The sequence below is a fragment of the Paraburkholderia sp. DHOC27 genome, assembly GCF_003429005.1.
GTDB lineage: Bacteria > Pseudomonadota > Gammaproteobacteria > Burkholderiales > Burkholderiaceae > Paraburkholderia.
The window spans coordinates 127,925-151,574 of the sequence record NZ_QVQV01000013.1; the positions used below are offsets into that span (position 1 = coordinate 127,925).

General features: G+C 62.7%; 22 protein-coding genes. 7 read left to right on the plus strand and 15 right to left on the minus strand.

Annotated features, from left to right (window positions below):
- Nucleotides 1-97: 97 nt before the first annotated feature.
- The 3 genes from D0B32_RS30915 to ychF form a co-directional block, all read right to left on the minus strand.
- Nucleotides 98-949, minus strand: coding sequence for an oxidoreductase (locus tag D0B32_RS30915; protein ID WP_117338112.1), 852 nt, complete (start codon nucleotides 947-949; stop codon nucleotides 98-100).
- 147 nt (nucleotides 950-1,096) lie between these two features.
- A complete protein-coding gene (locus D0B32_RS30920; RefSeq protein ID WP_117338113.1) occupies nucleotides 1,097-1,990 on the minus strand; it encodes a LysR family transcriptional regulator in 894 nt (297 codons plus the stop codon).
- Between the two features lie 199 nt (nucleotides 1,991-2,189).
- On the minus strand, nucleotides 2,190-3,284 hold the full coding sequence (ychF, locus tag D0B32_RS30925) for a redox-regulated ATPase YchF (protein ID WP_117338114.1): 1,095 nt from the start codon (nucleotides 3,282-3,284) through the stop codon (nucleotides 2,190-2,192).
- A 397-nt stretch (nucleotides 3,285-3,681) separates the two neighbouring features.
- On the opposite strand from ychF, the gene D0B32_RS30930 reads away from it, so the two are divergent.
- The 4 genes from D0B32_RS30930 to D0B32_RS30945 all read left to right on the plus strand — a co-directional run bounded on the left by D0B32_RS30930 (nucleotide 3,682) and on the right by D0B32_RS30945 (nucleotide 8,366).
- Nucleotides 3,682-4,854, plus strand: coding sequence for a UbiH/UbiF family hydroxylase (locus D0B32_RS30930; protein WP_117338115.1), 1,173 nt, complete (start codon nucleotides 3,682-3,684; stop codon nucleotides 4,852-4,854).
- A 123-nt stretch (nucleotides 4,855-4,977) separates the two neighbouring features.
- Nucleotides 4,978-5,706, plus strand: a complete 729-nt coding sequence (locus tag D0B32_RS30935) for a DsbC family protein (RefSeq protein WP_117338116.1) — start codon at nucleotides 4,978-4,980, stop codon at nucleotides 5,704-5,706.
- 87 nt (nucleotides 5,707-5,793) lie between these two features.
- Entirely contained in the window at nucleotides 5,794-7,584 is a 1,791-nt protein-coding gene (locus D0B32_RS30940) for a M61 family metallopeptidase (protein ID WP_117338117.1), read from the plus strand.
- Between the two features lie 185 nt (nucleotides 7,585-7,769).
- Complete coding sequence (locus tag D0B32_RS30945) at nucleotides 7,770-8,366, plus strand: FMN-dependent NADH-azoreductase (protein WP_117338118.1); 597 nt, start codon at nucleotides 7,770-7,772, stop codon at nucleotides 8,364-8,366.
- Nucleotides 8,367-8,539: 173 nt separating this feature from the next.
- On the opposite strand, the gene D0B32_RS30950 is transcribed toward D0B32_RS30945, so the two are convergent.
- The 8 genes from D0B32_RS30950 to rpe all read right to left on the minus strand — a co-directional run bounded on the left by D0B32_RS30950 (nucleotide 8,540) and on the right by rpe (nucleotide 15,869).
- On the minus strand, nucleotides 8,540-9,379 hold the full coding sequence (locus D0B32_RS30950) for a uracil-DNA glycosylase (protein ID WP_117338119.1): 840 nt from the start codon (nucleotides 9,377-9,379) through the stop codon (nucleotides 8,540-8,542).
- Between the two features lie 93 nt (nucleotides 9,380-9,472).
- Nucleotides 9,473-10,099 (minus strand): CYTH domain-containing protein, encoded by a 627-nt coding sequence (locus D0B32_RS30955; RefSeq protein WP_117338120.1) that lies wholly within the window; start codon nucleotides 10,097-10,099, stop codon nucleotides 9,473-9,475.
- A 22-nt stretch (nucleotides 10,100-10,121) separates the two neighbouring features.
- On the minus strand, nucleotides 10,122-10,907 hold the full coding sequence (gene trpC, locus D0B32_RS30960) for an indole-3-glycerol phosphate synthase TrpC (RefSeq protein WP_117338121.1): 786 nt from the start codon (nucleotides 10,905-10,907) through the stop codon (nucleotides 10,122-10,124).
- 18 nt (nucleotides 10,908-10,925) lie between these two features.
- The gene (trpD, locus tag D0B32_RS30965; RefSeq protein WP_117338122.1) at nucleotides 10,926-11,957 is read right to left on the minus strand and encodes an anthranilate phosphoribosyltransferase; all 1,032 of its coding nucleotides are present in this window, start codon (nucleotides 11,955-11,957) and stop codon (nucleotides 10,926-10,928) included.
- Nucleotides 11,958-11,974: 17 nt separating this feature from the next.
- The gene (locus D0B32_RS30970) at nucleotides 11,975-12,568 is read right to left on the minus strand and encodes an aminodeoxychorismate/anthranilate synthase component II (protein WP_117338123.1); all 594 of its coding nucleotides are present in this window, start codon (nucleotides 12,566-12,568) and stop codon (nucleotides 11,975-11,977) included.
- 13 nt (nucleotides 12,569-12,581) lie between these two features.
- Complete coding sequence (gene trpE, locus D0B32_RS30975; RefSeq protein WP_117338124.1) at nucleotides 12,582-14,075, minus strand: anthranilate synthase component I; 1,494 nt, start codon at nucleotides 14,073-14,075, stop codon at nucleotides 12,582-12,584.
- A gap of 373 nt (nucleotides 14,076-14,448) precedes the next feature.
- Nucleotides 14,449-15,183: a phosphoglycolate phosphatase gene (locus D0B32_RS30980; RefSeq protein ID WP_117338125.1), complete on the minus strand. Its 735-nt coding sequence runs from the start codon at nucleotides 15,181-15,183 to the stop codon at nucleotides 14,449-14,451.
- On the minus strand, nucleotides 15,180-15,869 hold the full coding sequence (gene rpe, locus D0B32_RS30985) for a ribulose-phosphate 3-epimerase (protein WP_117338126.1): 690 nt from the start codon (nucleotides 15,867-15,869) through the stop codon (nucleotides 15,180-15,182). Before rpe ends, D0B32_RS30980 begins: the two co-directional genes overlap by 4 nt.
- A 209-nt stretch (nucleotides 15,870-16,078) precedes the next feature.
- Here rpe and apaG point away from each other — a divergent pair, with 209 nt between their 5' ends.
- Both apaG and D0B32_RS30995 read left to right on the plus strand, forming a co-directional pair.
- A complete protein-coding gene (gene apaG / locus D0B32_RS30990; protein WP_117338127.1) occupies nucleotides 16,079-16,453 on the plus strand; it encodes a Co2+/Mg2+ efflux protein ApaG in 375 nt (124 codons plus the stop codon).
- Between the two features lie 110 nt (nucleotides 16,454-16,563).
- Nucleotides 16,564-17,793, plus strand: a complete 1,230-nt coding sequence (locus D0B32_RS30995; protein WP_117338128.1) for a murein transglycosylase A — start codon at nucleotides 16,564-16,566, stop codon at nucleotides 17,791-17,793.
- Between the two features lie 78 nt (nucleotides 17,794-17,871).
- Here D0B32_RS30995 and paaK read toward each other — a convergent pair whose 3' ends face one another.
- The 4 genes from paaK to paaN all read right to left on the minus strand — a co-directional run bounded on the left by paaK (nucleotide 17,872) and on the right by paaN (nucleotide 22,471).
- Complete coding sequence (gene paaK, locus D0B32_RS31000) at nucleotides 17,872-19,176, minus strand: phenylacetate--CoA ligase PaaK (RefSeq protein WP_117338129.1); 1,305 nt, start codon at nucleotides 19,174-19,176, stop codon at nucleotides 17,872-17,874.
- Between the two features lie 104 nt (nucleotides 19,177-19,280).
- Entirely contained in the window at nucleotides 19,281-19,742 is a 462-nt protein-coding gene (gene paaI, locus D0B32_RS31005) for a hydroxyphenylacetyl-CoA thioesterase PaaI (protein ID WP_181969961.1), read from the minus strand.
- Nucleotide 19,743: 1 nt separating this feature from the next.
- Nucleotides 19,744-20,535 (minus strand): 2-(1,2-epoxy-1,2-dihydrophenyl)acetyl-CoA isomerase PaaG, encoded by a 792-nt coding sequence (gene paaG / locus D0B32_RS31010; protein ID WP_117338130.1) that lies wholly within the window; start codon nucleotides 20,533-20,535, stop codon nucleotides 19,744-19,746.
- A 235-nt stretch (nucleotides 20,536-20,770) separates the two neighbouring features.
- Complete coding sequence (gene paaN, locus D0B32_RS31015; protein WP_117338131.1) at nucleotides 20,771-22,471, minus strand: phenylacetic acid degradation protein PaaN; 1,701 nt, start codon at nucleotides 22,469-22,471, stop codon at nucleotides 20,771-20,773.
- A 135-nt stretch (nucleotides 22,472-22,606) separates the two neighbouring features.
- Here paaN and D0B32_RS31020 point away from each other — a divergent pair, with 135 nt between their 5' ends.
- On the plus strand, nucleotides 22,607-23,383 hold the full coding sequence (locus tag D0B32_RS31020) for an enoyl-CoA hydratase (protein ID WP_117338132.1): 777 nt from the start codon (nucleotides 22,607-22,609) through the stop codon (nucleotides 23,381-23,383).
- The last annotated feature ends 267 nt before the right edge of the window (nucleotides 23,384-23,650 follow it).

The window sequence follows — 23,650 nt, forward strand, 5'->3', positions numbered from 1 at the left end:
TGGCGGAAGATGGGCCCGGGACAGGCTGGCCCCAAAAAGCAAAGCCCGGCAGAACTCAGGTTCTGCCGGGCTTTGCGGGGGATGCGTGGCTGGTGCGTTACGACTGGCCGTCGAAGTCAGCCGAGAGACTCAGCTCGCGCTGGCTCTCGATGTCCTTCGTGAGTTGGTGCAGATAGTCCACTACCGCGTTGAAGCCCCAAGCACCCAGCACCAGATGACGCGGCGCTTCGGCATTGCGGGCAATCGCGATCATGGCTTCGCCGGCTCGCACCGGGTCGCCTGCCTGGGTGCCGCTCATCTGCTTCGTGTTTGCATGACGCTTGCCGGCGGTCTCGGCGTAGTCGTCGATCTGCGTAATCGTCTGACGCAGCGAACGGCCCGCCCAGTCCGTACGGAACGGACCCGGCTCCACGCACGTTACGCCAATGCCGAGCGGCGCCACTTCGGCGCGCAGCGAATCCGACCAGCCCTCGACAGCGTGCTTCGACGCGGCGTAATAGCCCGAACCCGGAAAGCCGATCAGACCCGCCACGGAGGTGATGTTGATGATGTTGCCGCTGCGTTGCGCACGCATGATGGGCAGCACCGCACGGGTGACGGCGAAGAGGCCGAACACGTTGGCGTCGAACTGCGCGCGGATCTCGGCTTCCACGCCTTCCTCGGCGGTGCTCTGATAGCCGTAGCCGGCGTTGTTCACGAGCACGTCGATGCGGCCAAACTTCTCACGCGCGGCGGCGACTGCTGCTTCGATCTCGGCGGGCTTATTGACGTCGAGCGCGAGTGCCACGGCGCGATCTTCCGCACCGCTCACGAGGTCGGTAATGCTCGAAACGTCACGGGCCGTGACCACGGCACGCCAGCCTCGCTTAACGATCAGACTGGCCAGCGCGCGGCCGAGGCCAGTCGAACAACCGGTGATAAACCAGACTGGGGTGTTGGATGATGACATCGTCTATCCCTTGGAGAATGTGGATTTGCTAAGCACACCGGCTTGATTCCCGGCATGGCACCGGATCAGTATAGGGGTTATGTCACGCATGAAAAACGCGCTCAGTCAGCATGCCCTATGCGAAGAATTCGCATAATCGCGCGGGCGTTACTTCAACCGTTCCCGCACGAAGTCGATGAAGACGCGTAGCTTGCGCGGCAGTCCATTTGGATTGTAGTAGTAGAGATACAGCGCCCCGCGCGGGATCCACTCGTCGAGCACATTCACAAGGCGCCCGCTGTTCAGGTGTGGCTCGACAAGGCGGTGTTGCAGATAACCGAAGCCGAGGCCGTCTAATGCTGCTTGCAGAAGCAGATCGTTGTCGTTGGTGGCGATCCGTCCCGTGACAGACACGCTAATTTTCTCGTCGCCTTTCTCGAACTCCCAGCGGTACAGCGCCTGGGTATCCGCACTCCGGTAATTGATGCAGTCGTGCTTGAGCAGATCGCGCGGATGCTCCGGCAGCGCCTTGCCTTCGAGATAGTCCGGCGACGCCACGATGCAAAAGCGCATGTCGCTGACCACCGGTATCGCCACCATGTCCTGGGCCATCACGTTGTCGTAACGGATGCCCGCGTCGTAACCCTTGCTGGCGATATCCACCAGACTGTTATCGGATATCACGTCGATCTTGATATCCGGGTAAGCCTGCAAAAAGTCTTTGAGAATCGGATTGATGACGAGCGGTATCGCCGAGCGCAGCATGTTCAGCCGCAGCGTGCCCATCGTTTCGCTGGATGCGCGGCCCACTTCGCTGAATGCGAGATCCAGTTGCTCCATCAGCGGCTGGATGCGCGTCAGAAAGGCGCTCCCGGCTTCGGTCAGGCTCACGCTGCGCGTGGTGCGGTTAAAGAGTTTCGTGCCGAGTTGCTGCTCGAGGCGCCGGATCGTATAACTCGCCACCGAGTTGGAGATGCCGAGCGCCTGCGCGGCGGCACTGAAACTCTGTTCTTCAGCAACACGCGCAAACAGGGTTAGAGCGGAAAGATCGGAATCGTTCATCGCGCAACGGTTCGAAAGAGGGACGCAGATTATCCCTGCATTCTAGAGGCGAAAACAACGAACGGGCTGACGGCGGGGTGGTGAAACGCGCGGGAGGGGGAGGGAGCCTGTAAGTTCAGGCGTTCACTGGAAGGAGGGTATTGCCTGACGCTGGCAGACGTTGCGAGTGCCAATGAACACTCGCAACGCCGGGTCTTGCTTAGACGTTGAACAGGAAGTTCATCACATCGCCGTCATGCACGATGTACTCCTTGCCTTCGGCGCGCATCTTGCCCGCTTCCTTCGCACCCTGTTCACCCTTGTAGGTGATGTAGTCGTTATAGGCGATGGTTTGCGCGCGAATGAAGCCGCGTTCGAAATCGGTGTGGATCGCGCCCGCTGCCTGCGGAGCGGTGTCGCCAATGTGAATCGTCCAGGCGCGCACTTCCTTCACGCCGGCGGTGAAGTAGGTTTGCAGACCCAGCAGCTTGAAGCCCGCACGAATCACGCGGTTCAAGCCCGGCTCTTCCATGCCCATGTCGGCGAGGAACACTTCCATGTCCGCTTCGTCGAGATCGGCGATCTCCGCTTCGATCGCTGCGCAGACCGCAACCACCGGCGCATTTTCCGCCGCGGCGAATTTCGCCACGGCATCCAGATGCGGATTGTTCTCGAAGCCGTCTTCCTTCACGTTGGCCACGTACATGGTGGGCTTGGCGGTGATGAGGCAGAACGGCTTGATGAGCGCCTTTTCTTCATCCGACAGATCGAGCGCCCGCACCGGCTTGGCCTGATCGAGCTGCGCGCGGACTTTCTCCAGCACGGCGGCGTTCTTGATGGCTTCCTTGTCGTTGCCCGACTTGGCGGCCTTCGAGTAGCGCGACAGCGCCTTTTCGACGGTGGCGAGGTCGGCCAGCGCCAGTTCGGTGTTGATGACTTCGATGTCCGACAGCGGATCGACCTTGTTGGCGACGTGAATCACGTTCTCGTCTTCGAAGCAGCGCACCACGTGCGTGATGGCGTCCGTTTCGCGGATGTTGGCGAGGAACTGGTTGCCGAGCCCTTCACCCTTGCTGGCGCCCGCGACGAGACCGGCGATGTCCACGAATTCCACGACGGCGGGCAGAATGCGTTCCGGCTTGACGATCTCGGCCAGCGCCTTCAGGCGCGCGTCCGGCACTTCGACGATGCCGACGTTCGGCTCGATGGTGCAGAACGGATAGTTTTCGGCGGCGATGCCCGCCTTGGTCAGCGCGTTGAACAGGGTGGACTTGCCGACGTTAGGCAAGCCGACGATGCCGCATTTGAGGCTCATGGGGTTTCTCTAGAAATCAGGTGGTGACGTGCTTGTCGACCGGGGCGCACGGACAGCCCCTGTGGTTTTTGCCTGGCGCGTGCAGATCGCGGCAGAGGTGGCCTGGCAGCAGGAACCTCGGCGCATCGTGCAGCGCAGGCGGCACGTCTTGTGCGTGACGTGGATCACCGAAAGGCGTAATTGTAACCCCGTCCGCTGTCGGCTTCGTGGCTGGGTGTGTTGTGCCGCGCGCCGGTGCCTGTCGCGATGCGAGCCTCTTTACCGCCGCATGGTCAACGGGCGTGACGGAATAGCGCCCGAGGAGGGCATGCTGCGGGCCTCGATCGTGCTCGTTTCGGGCCGCTTTGTTTGCACGCGCCGATCCGGCCCCGCGACCCCCCGCAGCTATAATGAGCGCATGACTGCACACCACCAGACCTTTGATGTGGCCGTGATCGGCGGCGGCCTCGTCGGCAAGACTGCGGCGCTCGCCTTGACGCAAGGCGGCCTGCGCGTGGCGCTGCTCGCGCAACCCTGCGCGCCGCTGCCCGCCGGCGAGGCGTTCGACGCCCGGGTGTACGCGCTCTCGGGCAGTTCGCAAGCCTTGCTGGAGCGTCTGCGGGTCTGGCAGGCGCTCGACCTCACCCGCCTCGGTCCCGTGTACGACATGCGCGTCTTTGGCGACACGCACGCCGAACTGCATTTCTCCGCGTTTCAGGCGTCCGTGCCGCAACTGGCGTGGATCGTGGAATCGTCGCTGATCGAGCGCGCGCTCGACGCCGCGCTGCGCTTCCAGCCCAACCTCGAATGGCTCGACACGCGCGCCCAGGGGCTCGACGTCAAACCGGGCGGCGCGAGCATCGGTCTGGACAACGGCAAGGTGCTGGAAGCCGACCTCGTCGTTGGTGCGGACGGCGCGCATTCCTGGGTGCGGGCGCAGATCGGCTCGCAGGTGGTGCGGCGCGACTACAAACAAACCGGCGTGGTGGCCAATTTCAAGGCCGAAAAGCCGCACGGCGAAACGGCGTACCAATGGTTCAGGGACGGCGAGATCATCGCATTGCTGCCGCTGCCGGAGGGACACGTCTCGCTCGTCTGGTCGGCCCGCACCGAGCATGCGAACGAATTGCTGCAACTCGATCCGGCGCAGCTCGCCGCGGAGGTAGAGCGCGTCACCGGTAGCCAGGTCGGCGCGCTCGATTGCGTGACGCCGGCCAAAGGCTTCCCGCTCGCGCTGCAAACGGTGGACCGGCTGGTCGCGCCGCGCGTGGCGCTGGTGGGGGACGCCGCGCATCTGATCCATCCGCTCGCCGGTCAGGGCATGAATCTGGGCCTGCGGGACGTCGCGGCGCTGGCGCAGACCATCGCCGGCAAGGAAGCCTTCCGCGATCTGGGTGACACCGTCCTGCTGCGCCGCTATGAGCGGGCCCGCCGCGAAGATATCCGCGCGTTGATGGTGGCCACTGACGGCCTGCAAAAGCTCTTCTCCGTGCCCGGCCCGGTGGCGCGCCTCGTGCGCAATGCCGGCATGTCGTTCGTCGGCGCGCAGCCGCTGCTCAAACGCTGGCTGGTTTCAGCCGCGTTGGGCTAGGTGCGGCAGCCGGTCGCTCCAGGCGTCCGGCACACGGGTATGATGGACGCGTAGTGCGCACGGCAGTCTCAGCAAGACGCTTCAAGACGGGCCGGGCGCAATCGAATGAACAGGGAATTCCGTATGAAAAAGCCTATCCGTATCGCCGCGCTCGCTTTGGCCGTGGCCGTTGTCACACTCGGCTGCTCCGCGCGGGCCGATCAGACCACCGACAAACTCAAGGCCGCCGTGCAAAGCCGTCTCGGCGACGACGCGACGGTGAAGAGCGTGACCAAATCGCCTATCGACGGTCTGTACGAGGTCAATCTCGGCACGCAGATCATCTATACCGACGCCAACGCCAACTACCTGGTGCTGGGCGATATCGTCGACGCGAAGACGCGCAAGAATCTGACGGACGCGCGTTTGTCGGAGACCAACCGCATTGATTTCGCCAGCCTGCCGTTCGCCAATGCGGTCAAGGTGGTGAAGGGCAATGGCAGCCGCAAGATGGCGGTGTTCTCGGATCCGAACTGCCCGTACTGCAAGCAGCTCGAAACCACGCTGAAGTCCATTGATAACGTCACGGTGTACACGTTCCTGTATCCGGTGCTCTCGCCGGATTCGACGGTGAAGTCGAAGTCGATCTGGTGCTCGTCCGACCGTGCCCAGGCATGGGAAGCGTGGATGCAGAACCGTCAGGCGCCGACTGCCGCCGGCACCTGCGACACTGCCGCCATCGACAAGAATCTTGCACTCGGCCGCGCCATGAACGTGGACGGCACGCCTACGGTGTTCCTGGCGGACGGCCGCCGTCTGCCGGGTGCGGTGCCCGCCGACCGGCTCGACAAGGAACTGGCCGAGGCCCATTAAGCATTCCGTATCGTCAGACAGGAGGCGCATCATGCGCCTCCTGCCGTTTCTGCTCTCCCTATCAGCGCCCCTATTTCGACCCCGCCGATGAAGCCAATCCGCTACAGCATCGTTCCGAAGCAACCCGCCGCTCACCTGTTCGAAGTCACCGTTACCGTTGCCAATCCGGACCCGTCCGGACAGCGTTTCATGTTGCCTGTGTGGATTCCCGGCAGCTACATGATTCGCGAGTTCGCGCGCAACATTACGACGCTGCGCGCGTTCAACGAGGCGGGCCGTAAGGTACGCATCGAAAAGACCGACAAACAGACCTGGCAGGCGGCGCCGGTGAATGGCGCGCTGACGCTGCGCTACGAGGTGTACGCATGGGATATGTCGGTGCGGGCGGCGCATCTGGACGACACGACTGGCTTTTTCAACGGCACTAGCGTGTTCCTCGCGGCCGTCGGCCACGAAGACGCGCAGTGCGTGGTGGATATCCAGAAGCCGGCTGGACCGGCTTATCGCAGCTGGCGGGTTGCCACGGCGTTGCCGGAATCGCGCGGCACCAAGCGTTACGGTTTCGGTGAATACGTCGCACAGAATTACGACGAGCTGGCCGACCATCCGGTCACGCTCGGCGAGTTCGAACTCGCCACCTTCAAGGCGCACGGCGTGCCGCACGATATCGTGATTGCCGGCCGGGTGGTCTCGCTCGATATGGCGCGTCTCTGTACCGATCTCAAGCGCATCTGCGAAGCGCAGATCACGCTGTTCGAACCGAAGACGAAGAAGGCGCCGGTCAACCGCTACGTCTTCATGACGCAGGCGGTAAGCGATGGCTACGGCGGTCTGGAACACCGCGCTTCGACGGCGCTGATCTGCAACCGGAGCGATCTGCCGGTGCAAGGGCGTCCGCAGACGAGCGAGGGCTATCGGACCTATCTGGGTCTGTGCAGCCACGAATACTTCCACACGTGGAACGTCAAGCGCATCAAGCCCGCAGCGTTTGCACCGTACGATCTGACGCGCGAGAACTACACGTCGCTGCTGTGGCTGTTCGAGGGTTTCACGTCCTACTACGACGACCTGATTCTGGTGCGCAGCGGCCTGATTTCGCAGGACGAGTACTTCAGCATGCTGGGCAAGGTGGTGGGCGGCGTGATGCGCGGCAGCGGGCGGCTGAAGCAGACCGTGGCCGAAAGCTCGTTCGACGCCTGGGTGAAGTACTACCGTCAGGATGAAAACGCGCCGAACGCGATAGTCAGCTACTACACCAAGGGTTCGCTGGTCGCGCTGGCCTTCGATTTGACGATTCGCGAGCAGACCAACAACCGCAAGTCGCTCGACGACGTGATGCGTTTGCTGTGGCAGCGCTTCGGGCGAGATTTCTATCGTGGCAAGCCGGTGGGTGTCGAGGAGGGCGAGATCGAAGCGCTTTTCGCGGAGGCGACTGGCGCCGAACTCGCCGCGCTATTCGAGCATGCCGTGCGCAGCACGCGTGACCTGCCGCTCGAAACGCTGCTCGAACCGTTCGGTATTACGCTTGCACCGGAACCGGACCGCAACGGCAAACCGTCCATCGGTGCGCGCGTGCGCGGCGGCGCGGATTGCACGCTTGCTGCGGTGCATGAAGGCAGCGCCGCGCAGAAGGCCGGTCTCTCGGCGGGCGACGTGCTGATCGCCATTGATGGGCTGCGTGTCACGGGGTCGAATCTCGATGCGCTGCTGTCGCGCTATCTGCCGGGGGCGAAGGTGGAAGTGCACGCGTTCCGGCGCGACGAGTTGCGCACCGCCCAGCTCAAGCTGGACGGCCCGGAAGTGGCGCGCTACCTCCTCAGCGTGACGGACAAACGCGCCGCCGCGCGCAACTGGCGCGAGCGCTGGCTGGCTGCCTGAGGCCCGGCAGGGGTTGCGGTTGCGGAGAAAGTGGCCGTCCGCAACCGCTTAAGAACCCCCCAAGCCGCCGTCGATCGTTCTACCCATGCAACAATCCTTCGCTGCCGCACGGCTTATTCGCGGCGAGGTAAAAGCACACAATGGCTCCACTCGCGCTAGACAGCGCGCCCCACTTGGAGTCAACCATGACCACGATCCTGCAAATCAACTCTGCAGCCCGCTCGCAAGGCGCGAACTCGACGCTGCTACTCAACGAGCTAACGTCGAAACTGCAACAATCGCATCCGGGCGCGCAAGTCGTCGTCCGTAATCTGCAAGCTGAACCGCTGCCCCACCTCGACGACGCGATCCTCGGCGCATTCTTCACGCCCGCTGAACAGCGCACCCCGGAACAGGCTGCCCTCGCCGCGAAAAGCGAAGCGCTGATCGCCGAACTGCAAGCCGCTGACATCGTCGTGATCGGCGCTCCGATGTACAACTTCGGCGTGTCGTCGCAACTGAAGACGTATTTCGACTTCATCGCTCGCGCCGGCATCACGTTCCGCTACACCGAGAACGGCGCCGAAGGCCTCGTGAAGGGCAAGAAAGTGTTCGTGGTTTCGGCACGCGGCGGCAAGTACCTCGGCACGCCGAACGATAGCCAGACGCCGTTCCTGAAGACCTTCCTCGGCTTCCTCGGCATGACCGACAGCACGTTCATCTACGCGGAAGGCCTCGCGATGGGTCCGGACGCTGCGAACGCCGCATTGGCTAGCGCACGCGAAGCGATTGCCGCTGCGTAAGCTGCGCGCGGTTTGCTGATTCGCTGCTTTGGGTTCATGTGGGTGGCTGCCCGTTGAGGCGCCGCTGCATGGTCTGATGCAGCGAACTACGAGAAGGCAATGAAAAACGCCACGGAGATTGTGTCTCCGTGGCGTTTTGTTTTTTGTAGTTCTTGGCGCACGCGGCAAGCAGATCAAGCCAGCGTGGCGGCCTCGTCGGGCAAGCGCCAATCAATCGCCGCGCGATGATGCGCCGTGAGATATTCATTGGCGAGCGCAAAATGCCCGCAACCGAGGAAGCCGCGATGCGCCGACAACGGCGACGGGTGCGGCGCTTCCAGCACGTAGTGCGACTTGCCGCCGAGCAACGCACGTTTGGCCTGCGCGTGCGCGCCCCAAAGCATGAAGACGAGGCCGTCGTGACGCGTCGCGAGTTCGTGGATCAGCGTATCGGTGCACTTCTCCCAGCCGCGTTTCGCGTGGCTTGCCGCCGAATTGCGTTCCACCGTCAGCACGGTGTTCAACAACAGCACGCCCTGTTTCGCCCATGCGTCGAGGCAGCCGTGACGCGGCGCTTCGTGGCCGAGACTCGCTGCGATCTCCTTGAAGATGTTGCGCAATGACGGCGGCGGCCGCACGGCGGGGGGGACGGAGAATGCCAGTCCGTGCGCCTGCGGCGTGCCGCGATCTTCGCCGTGATACGGATCCTGGCCGAGAATCACGACCTTCACGTCGTCCGGGCTGGTGAGTCGTAGCGCACGAAAAACGTCAGCGGGATACACGGTTTTGCCGGCGGCGCGCTCGCCATCCACGAAACGGCAAAGCGGCGCGTAGGCGTCGCTTTCAATGAACGGACGCAGATGGGCGCGCCACGCATCCGGCAGCGCGTCGAACTGGGCTTCGAGCGAGGGCGGCGTGGATTGCGAAGGTGTGGCGGACGTGGCTGGCATGATGGGCGTGGCGTGCGATGGTGCATCGTCATCGAACAGCGATGCTTGCGACGCGGAAGAGCGGGAGCGGGTGGCAGATGTCATGACGCGCAAGTGTCGCAGCAATCGGGGTATCGCTCAAGGTATGCGCCTGCTACAGGAGCGCTACCCACGCAGATAGAGCGCACACGCAGCAATTCATTGCTCGCGCAGCCGATACCCTTTCTGTGCTTTGCTGATGTCGTCCGGCGCAAGGCCGGGCACGTCACGCGCCAGTTCTTCGGCAAGCGCATGCAAAGCGCTTTCTTCGCCGCTTTTCAGTTCCAGTTCCACCTCCAGAATCGGCGCGCGGCGCGCTTCGCCATTCACGGTGGCGAGCACATCGCCTTGGTCGATCGCGGCTTCAATGGTGGCGCCGTTGCTGGCCACCTGCCACAGCGTGCGGGTGAAATTGGTGCGGAACAGCTCGATCAGGTCCGGCGCCGCTGCGTGCAGTGCCGCCGCCACCGTGGGTTCGTCACACGCTTGCAGCAACGTGTCGATTTCTAGCGCCTCACCCGCCACCGGCATTTCCCATTCATGCCGGCTGTGCATGCCGGCGCTCGCCGCGCCAGCCGTCTTGAACGTTTGCAACCAGCCATCGGGCGTATGCCGTAGACGCAACGCGCTTTTCGAGCGCGCCAGCGTAAGCACAGGCGTATCGAAGTAAATGTTCGCCAGCGCCACAGGCTGTCCTGCGCTACCCGTGCGGGCGACGAACCAGCGCGTGGCCGCATTCACCTGGTCAGCCGGTAGCGCCAGCTTGATTTCGTGTTCCATAGCCATGACGATGTTTTTCCAGATGAGCTCAGAAAAACATCCGCGCAAGTTCCGCGCCTGGCTCCTCGGCGCGCATGAACGCTTCGCCGACGAGGAACGTGTGCACGTCCATCGCGCGCAAACGCTCGACGTCCGCGCGTGACAGGATGCCCGACTCGGTGACGACGATCCGCTCGTCCGGCATCATCTCCAGCATGCCGATGGTGGTCTCGAGCGACGTCTCGAAGGTGCGCAGATTGCGGTTGTTCACGCCGATCAGCGGAGTCTTGAGCTTGAGCGCCTCCACCAGTTCGTTCTTGTCATGCACTTCGACCAGCACCGCCAGGCCGAGCGAATGCGCGAACGCTTCGAGATCCTGCATGTGCGAGGTTTCGAGCGCGGCGGCGATCAGCAGGATGGCGTCGGCGCCCATCGCGCGGGCCTCGACGATCTGATACGGATCGATGATGAAATCCTTGCGCAGCACCGGCAAGTCGCAGGCGGCGCGCGCTTCTTCCAGATAGGCGGCGCTGCCCTGGAAGAACTGCACGTCGGTGAGCACGGACAAACACGCCGCGCCATGTTTGGCGTACGAGCGGGCAATCTCCGCCGGCACGAAATGCTCGCGCAGCACGCCTTTGGACGGGCTCGCCTTCTTCACTTCGGCAATCACCGCAGCCTGACCGGCGGCGTGCTTCGCGCGCAACGCGCCGACAAAATCGCGGTGATCACGCGCCGAGGCTTCGAGCCGCAACTCTTCGAGCGGCGCGCTTTGTTCCGCCGCGCGAATCTCCTGACGCTTGACGTCGATAATGCGTTCCAGAATGTCGCTCATAGATATCTCGCTGCTGAATTACTGCTTGAATTGCTGGGTGAAGCGAACCAGTTCGTCGACCTTCGCACGGGCCCGGCCGCTCGCGATGGTTTCGCGCGCCAGCCGGATGCCGTCCGCAATCGAGGCTACGGTGTTCGCTGCGTAAAGTGCCGTACCGGCGTTGAGCGTGACGATCTCGCGCGCGACGCCCGGCTTGTTGTCTAGGGCTTCGAGCAGCATGTGTTTCGACTCGGCCGCGTCCGCGACTTTCAGCGAACGATTCGAGACCATCTGCATGCCGAAGTCCTCGGGATGAATCTCGTACTCGTGCACTTCGCCATCGCGCAGTTCGCCGACCTGCGTCGCCGCGCCGAGCGAAACCTCGTCCATGCCATCCATGCCGTAGACCACCAGCACGTGTTTGGCGCCGAGGCGTTGCATCACGCGCACCTGAATGCCCACGAGGTCGGCGTGGAACACACCCATCAACTGATTGGGCGCGCCTGCCGGGTTGGTGAGCGGGCCGAGAATGTTGAAGATGGTCCGCACGCCCAGTTCACGGCGCACCGGCGCGATGTTCTTCATGGCCGGGTGATGGTTCGGCGCAAACATGAAGCCCATGCCGGTCTCGGCAATGGAAGCCGCGACCTGCTCCGGCTGCAGGTCGATATTCACGCCCAGCGCTTCGAGCACGTCCGCGCTGCCCGACTTGCTCGACACGCTGCGCCCACCGTGCTTGGCGACCTTGGCGCCTGCGCCGGCCGTGACGAACATCGTCGCAGTGGAGATGTTGAAGGTATGCGCGCCGTCGCCACCGGTGCCGACGATATCCACGAAATTGGAGTTGTCCGCCACGTGCACGTGCTTGGCGAATTCGCGCATCACCGTGGCGGCGGCGGCGATTTCACCAATGGTTTCTTTCTTCACGCGCAGACCGGTGATGATCGCGGCCGCCATGACCGGCGACAGCTCGCCACGCATGATGAGACGCATCAGATGCAGCATCTCGTCGTGGAAAATCTCGCGGTGCTCAATCGTACGTTGCAGCGCTTCCTGAGGGGTAATCGACATGGTCTGGTCCCGGCTCGTCAAGCGTTGCGGTGCGCGAGCGCCGATTTCGACTGCTTCACGAAATTCTCGAGCAGTGCGTGACCGTGTTCGGAGAGGATCGATTCCGGGTGGAACTGCACACCCTCGACCGCCAGTTCCTTGTGACGCACGCCCATGATTTCGCCGTCTTCGGTCCACGCGGACACTTCGAGGCAATCGGGCAGCGATTCACGTTCGATGGCGAGCGAGTGATAGCGGGTCACGACGAAGTGCTTCGGCAGATCCGCGAACACGCCCTGGCAGTCAGTTTCAATCGTGCTCACCTTGCCGTGCATGATGGTTTGCGCGCGCACGACGCGACCGCCAAATGCTTCGCCAATGGCCTGATGGCCGAGGCACACGCCGAGAATCGGATAGGTGCCGGAGAATTCGCGCAGTACGTCGAGCGTAATGCCCGCGTGTTGCGGATTGCTCGGTCCGGGCGACAGGCAGATACGCTCCGGGTTGAGCTTCCTGATTTCGTCGAGCGTGATCTCGTCGTTGCGATAGGTCCGCACGTCTTCGCCGAGTTCGCCGAAGTACTGGACCAGGTTATAGGTGAACGAATCGTAGTTGTCGATCATCAGCAGCATGGTCTTTCTCCGGTCAAAAGTCGCTATCGAGGCCGTCTTGCACCTGCTCGGCGGCGCGCAATACCGCACGCGCCTTGTTCTCGGTCTCTTGCCATTCGGATTCAGGCACTGAATCAGCGACCACACCCGCTGCCGCCTGCACGTAGAGATTGCCATTGTGGATCACGCCGGTACGGATCGTGATGGCGAGATCCATCTCGCCGGTGAAGGACAGATAACCGACCGCGCCGCCATACAGGCCGCGTTTCACCGGCTCGAGTTCGTCGATCAGTTCCATGGCGCGAACCTTCGGCGCGCCGGACAGCGTGCCGGCCGGGAAGGTGGCGCGCAGCACGTCGAAATTGGTCGTGCCGGGCTTGAGCTTGCCTTCCACCGAACTCACGATGTGCTGAACGTGCGAGTATTTTTCGATCACCATCTTGTCCGTGACCGTCACCGAACCGATCTGCGCGATGCGGCCCACGTCATTGCGCGCGAGGTCGATCAGCATGACGTGCTCTGCGATCTCCTTCGGGTCGTTCAGCAGTTCGGTGGCGAGTTCGGCGTCGCGCTCAGGCGTGTTGCCGCGTGGCCGGGTGCCCGCCAGCGGCCGGATGGTGACAATCCGATCCTCACCGCGTTTTTCCTGACGCACGAGGATTTCCGGCGATGCGCCCACCACGTGGAAATCGCCGAAGTTGTAGTAATACATATACGGCGACGGATTCAGCGAACGCAGCGCGCGATACAGCGAAAGCGGGTTGTCGCGGTAGGGTTTGATCAGGCGCTGGCCGACCTGCACCTGCATCAGTTCGCCCGCGGCGATGTATTCCTTCGCTTTTCGCACGGCGGCGAGGTAATCGTCCTTCGCAAACTCGCGATACGTCTCGGTGCGCACGCTGGCGGATGTCACCGGCGGTTGAACGGTGGTACGCAGACGCTGGCGCAGATCACGCAGACGCTGCTTGGCGCGCGTGTACGCTTCCGGCGTGGTGGGATCAGCGTAGACCACGAGATACAGCTTGCCGGCCAGGTTGTCGATCACCGCCACTTCTTCGGTGAGCAGCAACTGGATGTCGGGCAGGTTCAGATCGTCCGGCGGCGCAGTGTTGGCGAGCTTTTTCTCGATGTAGCGCACCGCGTCGTAGCCGAAGTAGCCGGCGAGGCCGCCCGCAAAACGCGGCAAACCAGGGCGCTGGGCCACCTTGAAGCGGCTCTGGAACTGCTGGATGAAGTCGAGCGGATCGCCTTCGTGGCTTTCAACCACCTTGCCGTCGCGAACCACTTCCGATACGCCATTGCGGGTGCGCAGCAGCGTGCGGGCCGGCAGACCGATGAACGAGTAACGGCCAAAGCGCTCTCCACCTACGACGGACTCCAGCAGGAAAGAGTTGGCGCCGTTGCGTTCGGGCTGCGCGAGCTTCAGATACAGCGACAGCGGCGTTTCGAGGTCGGCGAGTGCTTCGGCGATCAGCGGAATGCGGTTGTAACCCTCGTTGGCGAGGGACTGGAATTCGAGTTCGGTCATGTTCCGATCCTGTTCATAGGTCCGGTGCGCGGCGTGCGTCGGACAAAGCGGGGCATTGCGCTGCTGGCGCTGACGGTCAACCGTGTGTCTGGCGTGATAACGACAAGATTAGGCCAACCGGGGCGTGCTTTCCCGGCGACGCATACAAGGTTGCGGCGCTCCACGCGTGCAGAACACGATGGATCACTTTGACCGGATGCGGCGAAAACAGAGTGGGAAAGGCGCGTGAGCGCAGCGAAGCAAAAAACGGTGCCGAAGACGAGCTTCAGCGTACCTCAGGCGAGGTTAGCGCGACCAGCGACGCCAGGGCCAGGCTCCCCGGTCGATGCTGCTCAGACTCCGTTTTTTGTTCAGAAACATGAGGATGAAGGACTTATGAAGTCGTTGAATTGTGCGTTGCGATAGCCTTGGCGGCTTCCAACAGCGAGGCAACTATACCATCCGATTTTATTGTTTGTACAGACTGGCCGTGGTTGTAGCCGTACGGCACCGTGAGCGTTGCCATGCCCGCTGCGCGGCCCGCCAGCGCGTCGTTTTCCGAATCGCCGATCGCCACCGTGGCCTCCGGTGACACCTTGAGTTCGGCGCAGGCCGTCAGCATGGGCAGCGGATCGGGCTTCTTTCTGGGCAGGCTGTCGCCGCCCAGCACGAGCTCGAAATAGCTCAACAATCCATATTGCTGCAACAGCTCGACGGCAAAGCGGTGCGGCTTGTTCGTCACGCACGCGAGCCTCAGGCCGGCTTCGCGCAGGGCTTTCAGACCCGCCTCGACCTCTGGATAGAGGCGCGTGTGGCGGCCATTGATCTTTGCGTACTCTTCCTGATAGATGGCGAGCGCTTCGTCGAAACGATCCTGCGCGTGCGCGGCTTCGAAGCGCGGCGCCAGAACGCTGCGGATCAGGTGCTCCGAACCTTTGCCGACGTAACCCATCACTTCCTCGCGCGACGTTTCCGCCGCGTCGATCTGGGCGAGCATGCCGTTCAGTCCGGCCGTGAAGTCATCCGCCGTGTCGATCATCGTGCCGTCCAGGTCGATGATCGCCCCCAGCAGGCGCGGCCCGGTGAAGCGCGGCGCTGCGTATGCCGAGGGCGTCGCGCTCGCACTCATGCCCGATGCTCGACATGAGCCAGCGCAGCGCGCATCTCCGCGATGATGGTCTTGTAGTCGTGATGACCGAAGATGGCCGAGCCGGCCACGAACGTATCCGCGCCCGCCGCCGCGATCTCCGCAATGTTGTCGATCTTCACGCCGCCATCCACTTCCAGATGAATCTCGCGGCCGGTCTTTTCCCTGTATGCGTCGATACGCCGGCGCGCCTCGCGCAGCTTGTTGAGCGCCTCGGGGATGAACGCCTGGCCGCCAAAGCCCGGATTGACCGACATGATCAACACCAGGTCCACCTTGTCCATCACGTGATCGAGGTAGTTCAGCGACGTGGCCGGATTGAAGACGAGGCCGGCCTTGCAGCCGTGATCGCGGATCAGCGAAAGCGTGCGGTCGATGTGGTCCGAGCCTTCCGGATGGAAGCTGATGACATTGGCGCCGGCCTTGGCGAAATCGGGCACGATCCGATCCACCGGGCGCACCATCAGGTGCACGTCGATCGGCACGTCGCAATGCGGGCGCAGCGCCTCGCACACGAGCGGACCAATGGTGAGGTTCGGCACGTAATGGTTGTCCATCACGTCGAAGTGAATCCAGTCGGCGCCGGCAGCGACGACATCACGAACTTCTTCGCCGAGCCGCGAGAAATCAGCGGACAGAATGCTGGGGGAAATGCGGAATTGCGTCATGGCGGGGGCAGGGAGCAGGCGGAAAACCCTAGTTTAACGGTTTGCCGGCGTGAGAGCCTTGTCGAGAGCCGAAGAGTTGGGTTGCGGCCCCGCCGCGCATGACGCAGAATGCCATTCCATGACAGAGCCTTGGCCCGTGAGCCAGAGGCCATTGAGGCACAGGCCTTGCGCAGCGTTTTACCAGACCGTGTCAGCGGATCGGAACGAGGATGAGCCAGTACGAATTCAGCGTAGCGTCGCAGGTGCAATACCTGCCCGACGAATCGGACCCGGAGCGGCGTCAGTATGCGTTCGCCTATACGCTGACCATCCGCAACAGCGGCCAGGTGCCGGCGCAACTGATTGCACGGCACTGGGTGATCACCGACAGCGACAAACACGAGCAGGAAGTGAAGGGCCTAGGCGTGGTCGGTCATCAACCGTTGCTCAAACCGGGTGAACAGTTCGAGTACACGAGCTGGGCCGTCATTGCGACGCCCGTGGGCACGATGCGCGGAGCGTATTTCTGCGTTGCGGAAGACGGCGAGCGTTTCGAAGCGCCGGTGCCCGAATTCGTCCTGCGCATGCCGCGCACGCTACATTGAACCCGCGTTGAACCGGTGACGGCGCTAGCAGTCTTTACTCAGCCTTGGCGTTGCCTTCGCGTTGTTTCTGGCGGAGCGCTTTCTTCTTGCCGGACGACGTCCAGACAACGATGAAGACGAGCAGGAAGAGCGCGACCAGCGCTTCCAGCGCGAAGATAAGCATCGGGTATTCGTCGAACAGATCAGACATGGCGGTTTCCATCAAGAACGAACATTGTATGCGGTTTGTCCGCAAGGCTGCGGGCTGGCTGGGGGCGCTTGGCGTCGCGGTATTGCTGGCTTCGTGTGGCGGCGGTGGTGTAGTGCGGACCTCGACGCCGCCAACCGGCGCGGCGTTGATACCCGGCCAGATTGCCGCGACCCGGCTGACGGCCGTGGCCTGGCAACAGGTGCCAGGCTGGCAGGACGATTCGCTGATCGGCGCAACCGCGGCATTGCGGCAGAATTGCACGCGGCTTGCCCAACAGCCGAAGTGGCAACGCGCCTGCGCAGCAGCGGCGCAAATCGACGATCTGGATGTGAACGCTGCGCGCGCTTTCTTCGAGGCGTACTTCACGCCGTTTCAGTTCGCTAACTCAGACGGCACGCTCGATGGTCTCGTGACCGGTTACTACGAGCCGCTCCTGCGTGGCTCGCGTACACGGCACGGTATCTATCAGACTGCGTTGTACCGCTGGCCGGATGGTTATCGTTCCGGCGAAGCTTTGCCCGTGCGTGCACAGCTCGAGCGAACGGGTGCGCTGAATGGCAACGAGCTGGTGTGGGTCGACGATCCGATCGAAGCGTTCTTCCTGCAGGTGCAAGGCTCGGGACGTGTCGTGATGGAAGACGGCAGTGTGATGCGGCTCGGCTTTGGTGGCACGAACAATCAACCGTATAAGTCGATTGGACGCTGGCTGCTCGATCACGGCGAGGTGACGCCCGCTCAGGCAACGATGCAGGGGATCAAGGCGTGGGCGCGCGCCAACCCGACGCGGGTGGATGCGCTGCTGGACACGAACCCACGCTTCGTATTCTTCCGCGAGATGCCGTCTGCGGAGAGCATGCCGAGCGGCGGCGCGGATGGACCGATCGGCGCATTGGGGGTTCCGCTTACGCCGGAACGCTCCATTGCCGTGGATCCTTCTTCTATTCCACTGGGCACGGCGGTGTTCTTGCAGACCACGCGTCCGCTCACCAACGCGCCGATGAATCGCCTTGTGTTTGCTCAGGATACGGGTTCGGCGATCAAGGGCGGCGTGCGCGCCGACTACTTCTGGGGACTCGGCGACGACGCCGGCGATCTGGCCGGGAAGATGAAGCAGGCCGGACGCATGTGGCTGTTGTTGCCCAATTCGTGATTGGGTGTGGTGCTGTGCGAAGGGTGCGATGCGGCGGGCGCGATGCGGGCGCTGTGGTGCAACCGACGCCCGCATCCGTCAGGCATGCTCGCGACGTTTGTCCACGACGCGCCGTGCCTTGCCAACCGAGCGTTCAATGCCGTTCACGGCTAGTACGTTGACCACGGCGCTAATGCCGATCAGTGCCTTGATGTCGTACGCGAGCGCCTGTTTTGCGGTGTGCAGCGTGGCCGCCTCCGACGCTGTTTCGGGGCAGGGCTCCACATTCAAGGTGAGAACGTCGAGCGGTCCCTCCTTCGTCAGCACGATCTGATAGTGCGGCGCCAGAGCACGCTGTTTCAGCAGCAGTTCTTCTATCTGGGTGGGGAAAACATTCACGCCGCGCACGATCATCATGTCGTCGCTGCGGCCCGTGATTTTTTCCATTCGGCGCATCGTGCGCGCGCTGCCGGGCAGCAACCGCGTGAGATCGCGGGTGCGGTAGCGGATGATCGGCAACGCTTCTTTCGTCAGTGACGTGAACACCAGCTCGCCCAGTTCACCGTCCGGCAGCACCTCGCCGGTGTCTGGGTCGATGATCTCCGGATAAAAGTGATCTTCCCAGATAGTTGGGCCATCCTTGGTTTCCACACACTCCGCCGCCACGCCCGGACCCATTACTTCGGATAGTCCGTAAATGTCGACCGCATCAATGCCCATACGTTTTTCGATGGCGCTACGCATGTCGTTGGTCCACGGTTCCGCGCCGAAGATGCCGATGCGCAGCGAACATTGCGCCGGGTTGACGCCCTGGCGTTCCAGTTCGTCGGCAAGCGACAGCATGTAGCTGGGCGTCACCATGATGATGTCGGGACGGAAATCCTGGATCAACTGAACCTGCTTTTCGGTCTGCCCGCCGCCAAACGGAATCACGGTGAGGCCCGCGCGTTCTGCGCCGTAATGCGCGCCGAGCCCGCCGGTGAAGAGGCCATAGCCGTAGCTCACGTGCACCTTGTCGCCGCGCCGCGCACCGGCCGCACGGATCGAGCGGGCGACGACGTTCGCCCACGTGTCGATATCGCGCGCGGTATAGCCGACAACGGTGGGCTTGCCGGTCGTGCCAGAGGAAGCGTGAATGCGCGACACCTGGTCCTGTGGGACCGCGAACATGCCGAACGGGTAGTTGTCACGCAGGTCCTTCTTGGACGTGAAAGGGAAGCGCGCAAGATCAGCGAGCGTCTTCACTTCGCCGGGATGAACACCGGCTTCGTCGAACTTGCGCCGGTACACCGGTGAATTCTCATAAGCATGCGTGAGCGACCATTTGAGCCGTTCGAGCTGGAGTGCGGCGAGTTCGTCGCGGCTCGCCGTTTCGATAGGGTCGAGCGGGAGCGTGGTATTCATCGAATGTCTCCTTGCTTATGCAGAATTTTTGCGGAATTCAGAGCGGCGCGTTCGGACTTGTACGTTGCCAGTTAGCTCGGTGAGCTACGCCTGCGCGTTCGGTTTCAGCCTTCCACAGGAAGCAGATTGCCTTTGATCTGTGCGGATTTCCCGCGGAACATGGCGACGGTTTCGGCTGCGCTGTTCGTGACCCGGATGTCGTAGATGCCCGTGCGGCCGCTAAGCGTCTGCTCCACCGCTTCGGCGGTCAGCACGTCGGCTTCCCGGACCGGACGCAGAAACTCGATGGAGCAGCCTGAGGCCACCGTGTTGACGTTGTAGCTGTTGCAGGCGAACGCGAAGGTGGAATCAGCGAGCGTGAAGATCAAACCGCCGTGACAGATTTGATGGCCGTTGAGGAAGTCGGCGCGGACGGTCATCCGCATGCGGGCGTAGCCCGGACGCACTTCCAGCAGCTCGAGTCCGAGCGCGCGGCTGCAGGCGTCGGCGTCGTACATCGCAGCGGCGGTTGCCTGTGCCAGTTCGTCGGGTGTCATCGTGCTGGTGCGAGCGGATTGCGTGGTCATGTCAACGACCCTCGAAGCGCGGCGCGCGTTTTTCGATAAAGGCTTGCACACCTTCCGCATAGTCGTGCGACGCGCCGAGTTCGCGTTGCAGATCGCGCTCCAGATCCAGTTGCTCATCGAGCGGCTGCGTGGCGCTGGCTCGAATGGCTTGCTTGATCGCAGCGAGCGCGCGGGTTGGCTGTTGCGCAAGGTGCGTGGCGAGTTGGGCCGCGACGCTCGAAAGCTCGGCGTCGTCCACCACCTGCCACACCAGTCCCCAGTTTTCGGCTTTCTCCGCGCTCAGTTTGTCGCCCGTCATGGCGAGGCCGAGTGCTCGTGCCATGCCCACACGTCTGGGCAAAAACCACGTACCGCCGGAATCTGGCACCAGCCCGATTTTTACGAACGCCTGAATGAAGCTGGCCGAGCGGGCTGCGATTACCAGATCACAAGCTAACGCGAGGTTCGCGCCGGCGCCCGCGGCGGTGCCATTCACCGCCGCGATGACCGGCAGCGGCAACGCTTGCAGACGGCGAATCAACGGATTGAAGTGTTTGTCGATCAGATCGCCAAGGTCTGACATTGCACCGGGCGTAAAGTCCAGATCGGCCAGGTCCTGACCGGCGCAGAAGCCGCGGCCCGCGCCTGTCAGTACGAGCGCGCGGGCGCCTGCACTGACGACCTCACCCAGTGCGGAACTGAGTTCTTCATGCATGGCGCGCGTGAAGCTGTTGAGCTTGTCGGGCCGGTTTAGCGTCACCGTGGCGACGCGGGTCGCAGCGTCGAAGTCGACGCGTATCGCTTCATAGGGCATCAGATGTCTCCTCCATGACGAGGTGATGGCTTTGCACTTTGCCGGGTTTCAATGCATTGCCGTCGTGGCCGAAGGGATTGCAACTGGCGTCGCAGATAAGGGCATTCATGTCGGATTCCTGAGAGTCTGGAGGAGGCGCGAAGCCAGCTCCGATGTCTCATGGTAGCCGGGGCGATTCGCGCATTCCATTCGGCCAAATGGCATAGGACGAATCGCCTTGTGGTGCCTATATCTTTCAGCCGACTGCAACGGGCGCCGCTTTTGGTTCAACATGAACGCGGCTTTGAACGACCCGGAAGCGGTTTGCCACGAAAGCGGCGTCAGCGAGCGCGGCATTCGCGGCGGGATTCGCGCCCGTGCCATGAAAGTCGGAGAACGCCGCGGACTGATTGACGAACACGCCGCCTGTCAGATTGATCGAGAGCGCAACGCCGCCACGGATCGAAGCCTCGTGCGCAGCTTCAATGACGGCGTCGTCTTCGCTATACACCGAGAGCGTCAGCGCGCCGTGTTCCGCGGCGATGCTGCCGGCCAGTTCGAGAGACTGCTTGGTGGAATCCGTGGCAATGACGAACGAGATCGGACCGAACCACTCCTTGGTGAACTGCGCTGCGTCGCTGACAGCGTCCAGTTGCAGGACGAGCGGTGTGCGCACGCGAGCGCCTGAGAACGCCGGATGCTCGAGCGTTCGACTCTCGACCAGTACACGGCCAAGCTTGTTCGCTTCGCCGATGCGCTGCACGACGCCGTCGTTCTGGATCGCACCCAGCAATTCCACGGCGCGGGCCGGGTCGGCGACAAGTTTGTTCACAGCATCTGCGATTGCCTGAGCGACAGCGTCGAAGCTGAGAGTGCCGTCGCTGGTGCGGATGCCGTCGCGCGGGACATAAATGTTTTGCGGCGCGGTGCACATCTGGCCGGAATACAGAGCCAGCGAAAAGGCAATGTTCCGCGCGACGGCTTTGATGTCAGCGGCGGCGTCAATCACGATCTGGTTGACGCCGGCTTTTTCCGCGTACACCTGGGCCTGGTGGGCATGGCGCTCGAGCCATGTGCCGTTTTGCGTGCTGCCGGTGAAGTCGATCAGCTTGATTTCCGGGCGTAGAGCAATGTCCTGGACGAGCGCGCCGTCGTTCGGGTTGGTGGCGAGCAGGGTGACCACATTGGGATCGAAGCCGGCTTCACGCAGGACATCGCGAGCGATGCGCACGGTAATGGCGAGAGGCAAGATCGCGCCGGGGTGGGGTTTGACGATGACCGTGTTGCCCGTGGCCAGGTCGGCGAATAGACCAGGGTAGCCGTTCCACGTCGGAAAGGTGCAGCAACCCAGTACGAGGCCCGTGCCGCGCGGGACGACCGTATAGCGCTTCTGCATCGCCAGTGGCGGATTCTTGCCTTGCGGCTTTTCCCAATGCGCATCAGCGGGGATGCGGCGCAACTGGTCCCATGCGTAGACCACCGCTTCTAGCGCGCGGTCCTGGGCGTGCGGACCACCTGCCTGAAACGCCATCATGAAGGCCTGGCCGGTGGTGTGCATCACGCTGTAGCCGATCTCGAAACTGGCGCGATTCACGCGCGCAAGAATTTCGAGGCAAACGCCAATCCACGCCTTGGGTCCGGCGCCCCGCCAGCTGGTCTGTGCGTGGGCCGCGGCGGCGAGCAGGGCGTTCGGGTCGGATTTGGGATAGCGGATTCCAAGGGGAAAACCGAACGGCGACGTCTCCGCACCGACTGTTTCGCCGGAGGAGGGCTGGTCCAGGTTGAAGGGCTTGTCCAGGTGCGCTTTGAAGGCCGCCTCGCCGTCCGCGTTGGCGGTTTCCCCGTACACTTTCGGACTGGGCATTTCAGCGAAGGGGCTCCAGTAGCCGCGGGTTTCAATTGCGGCGAGCGCCTTTTGCAACGTGTCTTCGTGCTGGGAAAATAACGGATGTGTCATGGCGGAAGGGATGCTGAGGGTTGAGGGAAACCTTGCCGAATAATTGACCGACCGGTTGGTTGGGAAATGTTAGCATTATCGAGACGGCAGTGCGAAGTGTTTTCGCACGCCTTTTCTTCATACCAAGGAGGCTGCATGGCTTACGAGAATCTTCTGGTCGAGACCCGCGGGCGGGTAGGGCTGATCACGCTTAATCGCCCGAAGGCATTGAATGCGCTCAACGATGCGCTGATGGACGAACTCGGCGACGCGTTGCGCGCTTTTGATAAGGACGACGGCATTGGCGCGATCGTCATCACGGGCAGCGAGAAGGCGTTTGCCGCGGGGGCGGATATCGGAATGATGGCCACGTACACCTATATGGATGTGTACAAGGGCGACTACATCACGCGCAACTGGGAAATCGTGCGCTCGATCCGTAAGCCGGTCATCGCGGCGGTGGCAGGCTTTGCGCTGGGTGGCGGCTGCGAACTGGCGATGATGTGCGACATTATTTTCGCAGCCGACACGGCGAAGTTCGGCCAGCCGGAGATCAAGCTCGGCGTAATGCCCGGGGCTGGCGGAACGCAGCGGTTGCCGCGCGCGGTGTCCAAGGCCAAGGCGATGGACATGTGTCTTACCGCCCGCTTCATGGATGCTGCAGAAGCGGAGCGCGCGGGGCTGGTGTCACGCGTGATCCCGGCTGCCTCGTTGCTTGAAGAAGCCGTAGCCGCCGCGACAACGATCGCGGAGTTCCCGTTGCCCGCCGTGATGATGGTGAAGGAGTCGGTCAATAGAGCGTACGAGACGACCCTCGCTGAAGGCGTGCAGTTCGAGCGCCGCCTGTTCCATTCGCTGTTTGCCACCGAGGACCAGAAAGAGGGGATGGCGGCCTTCATCGAAAAGCGCAAACCCGTGTTCAAACATCGGTAGATGGTGTCGCCAAAATAACGCTTGCGCAGCGCTTCCCGGCTCGCTAGAATCTCGGTCTTTCGCGCTTCGGGCAACCGGGCGCGGGAGGCGGGAGAGCCAGCAGTGGCAAGGCTTGCAGCGGATCGGGCGGGTTCAGGAAGTTAAAAAAACCTGTTGACGATCAAGCGGAAGTTCTTCATAATCTCGTTTCTCTGCTGCTGATGCAGCGACGCAGAACGAAGCGGTGCCGGGGTGGTGAAGTTGGCGCGGTTTCGGTGGTGAATGCGG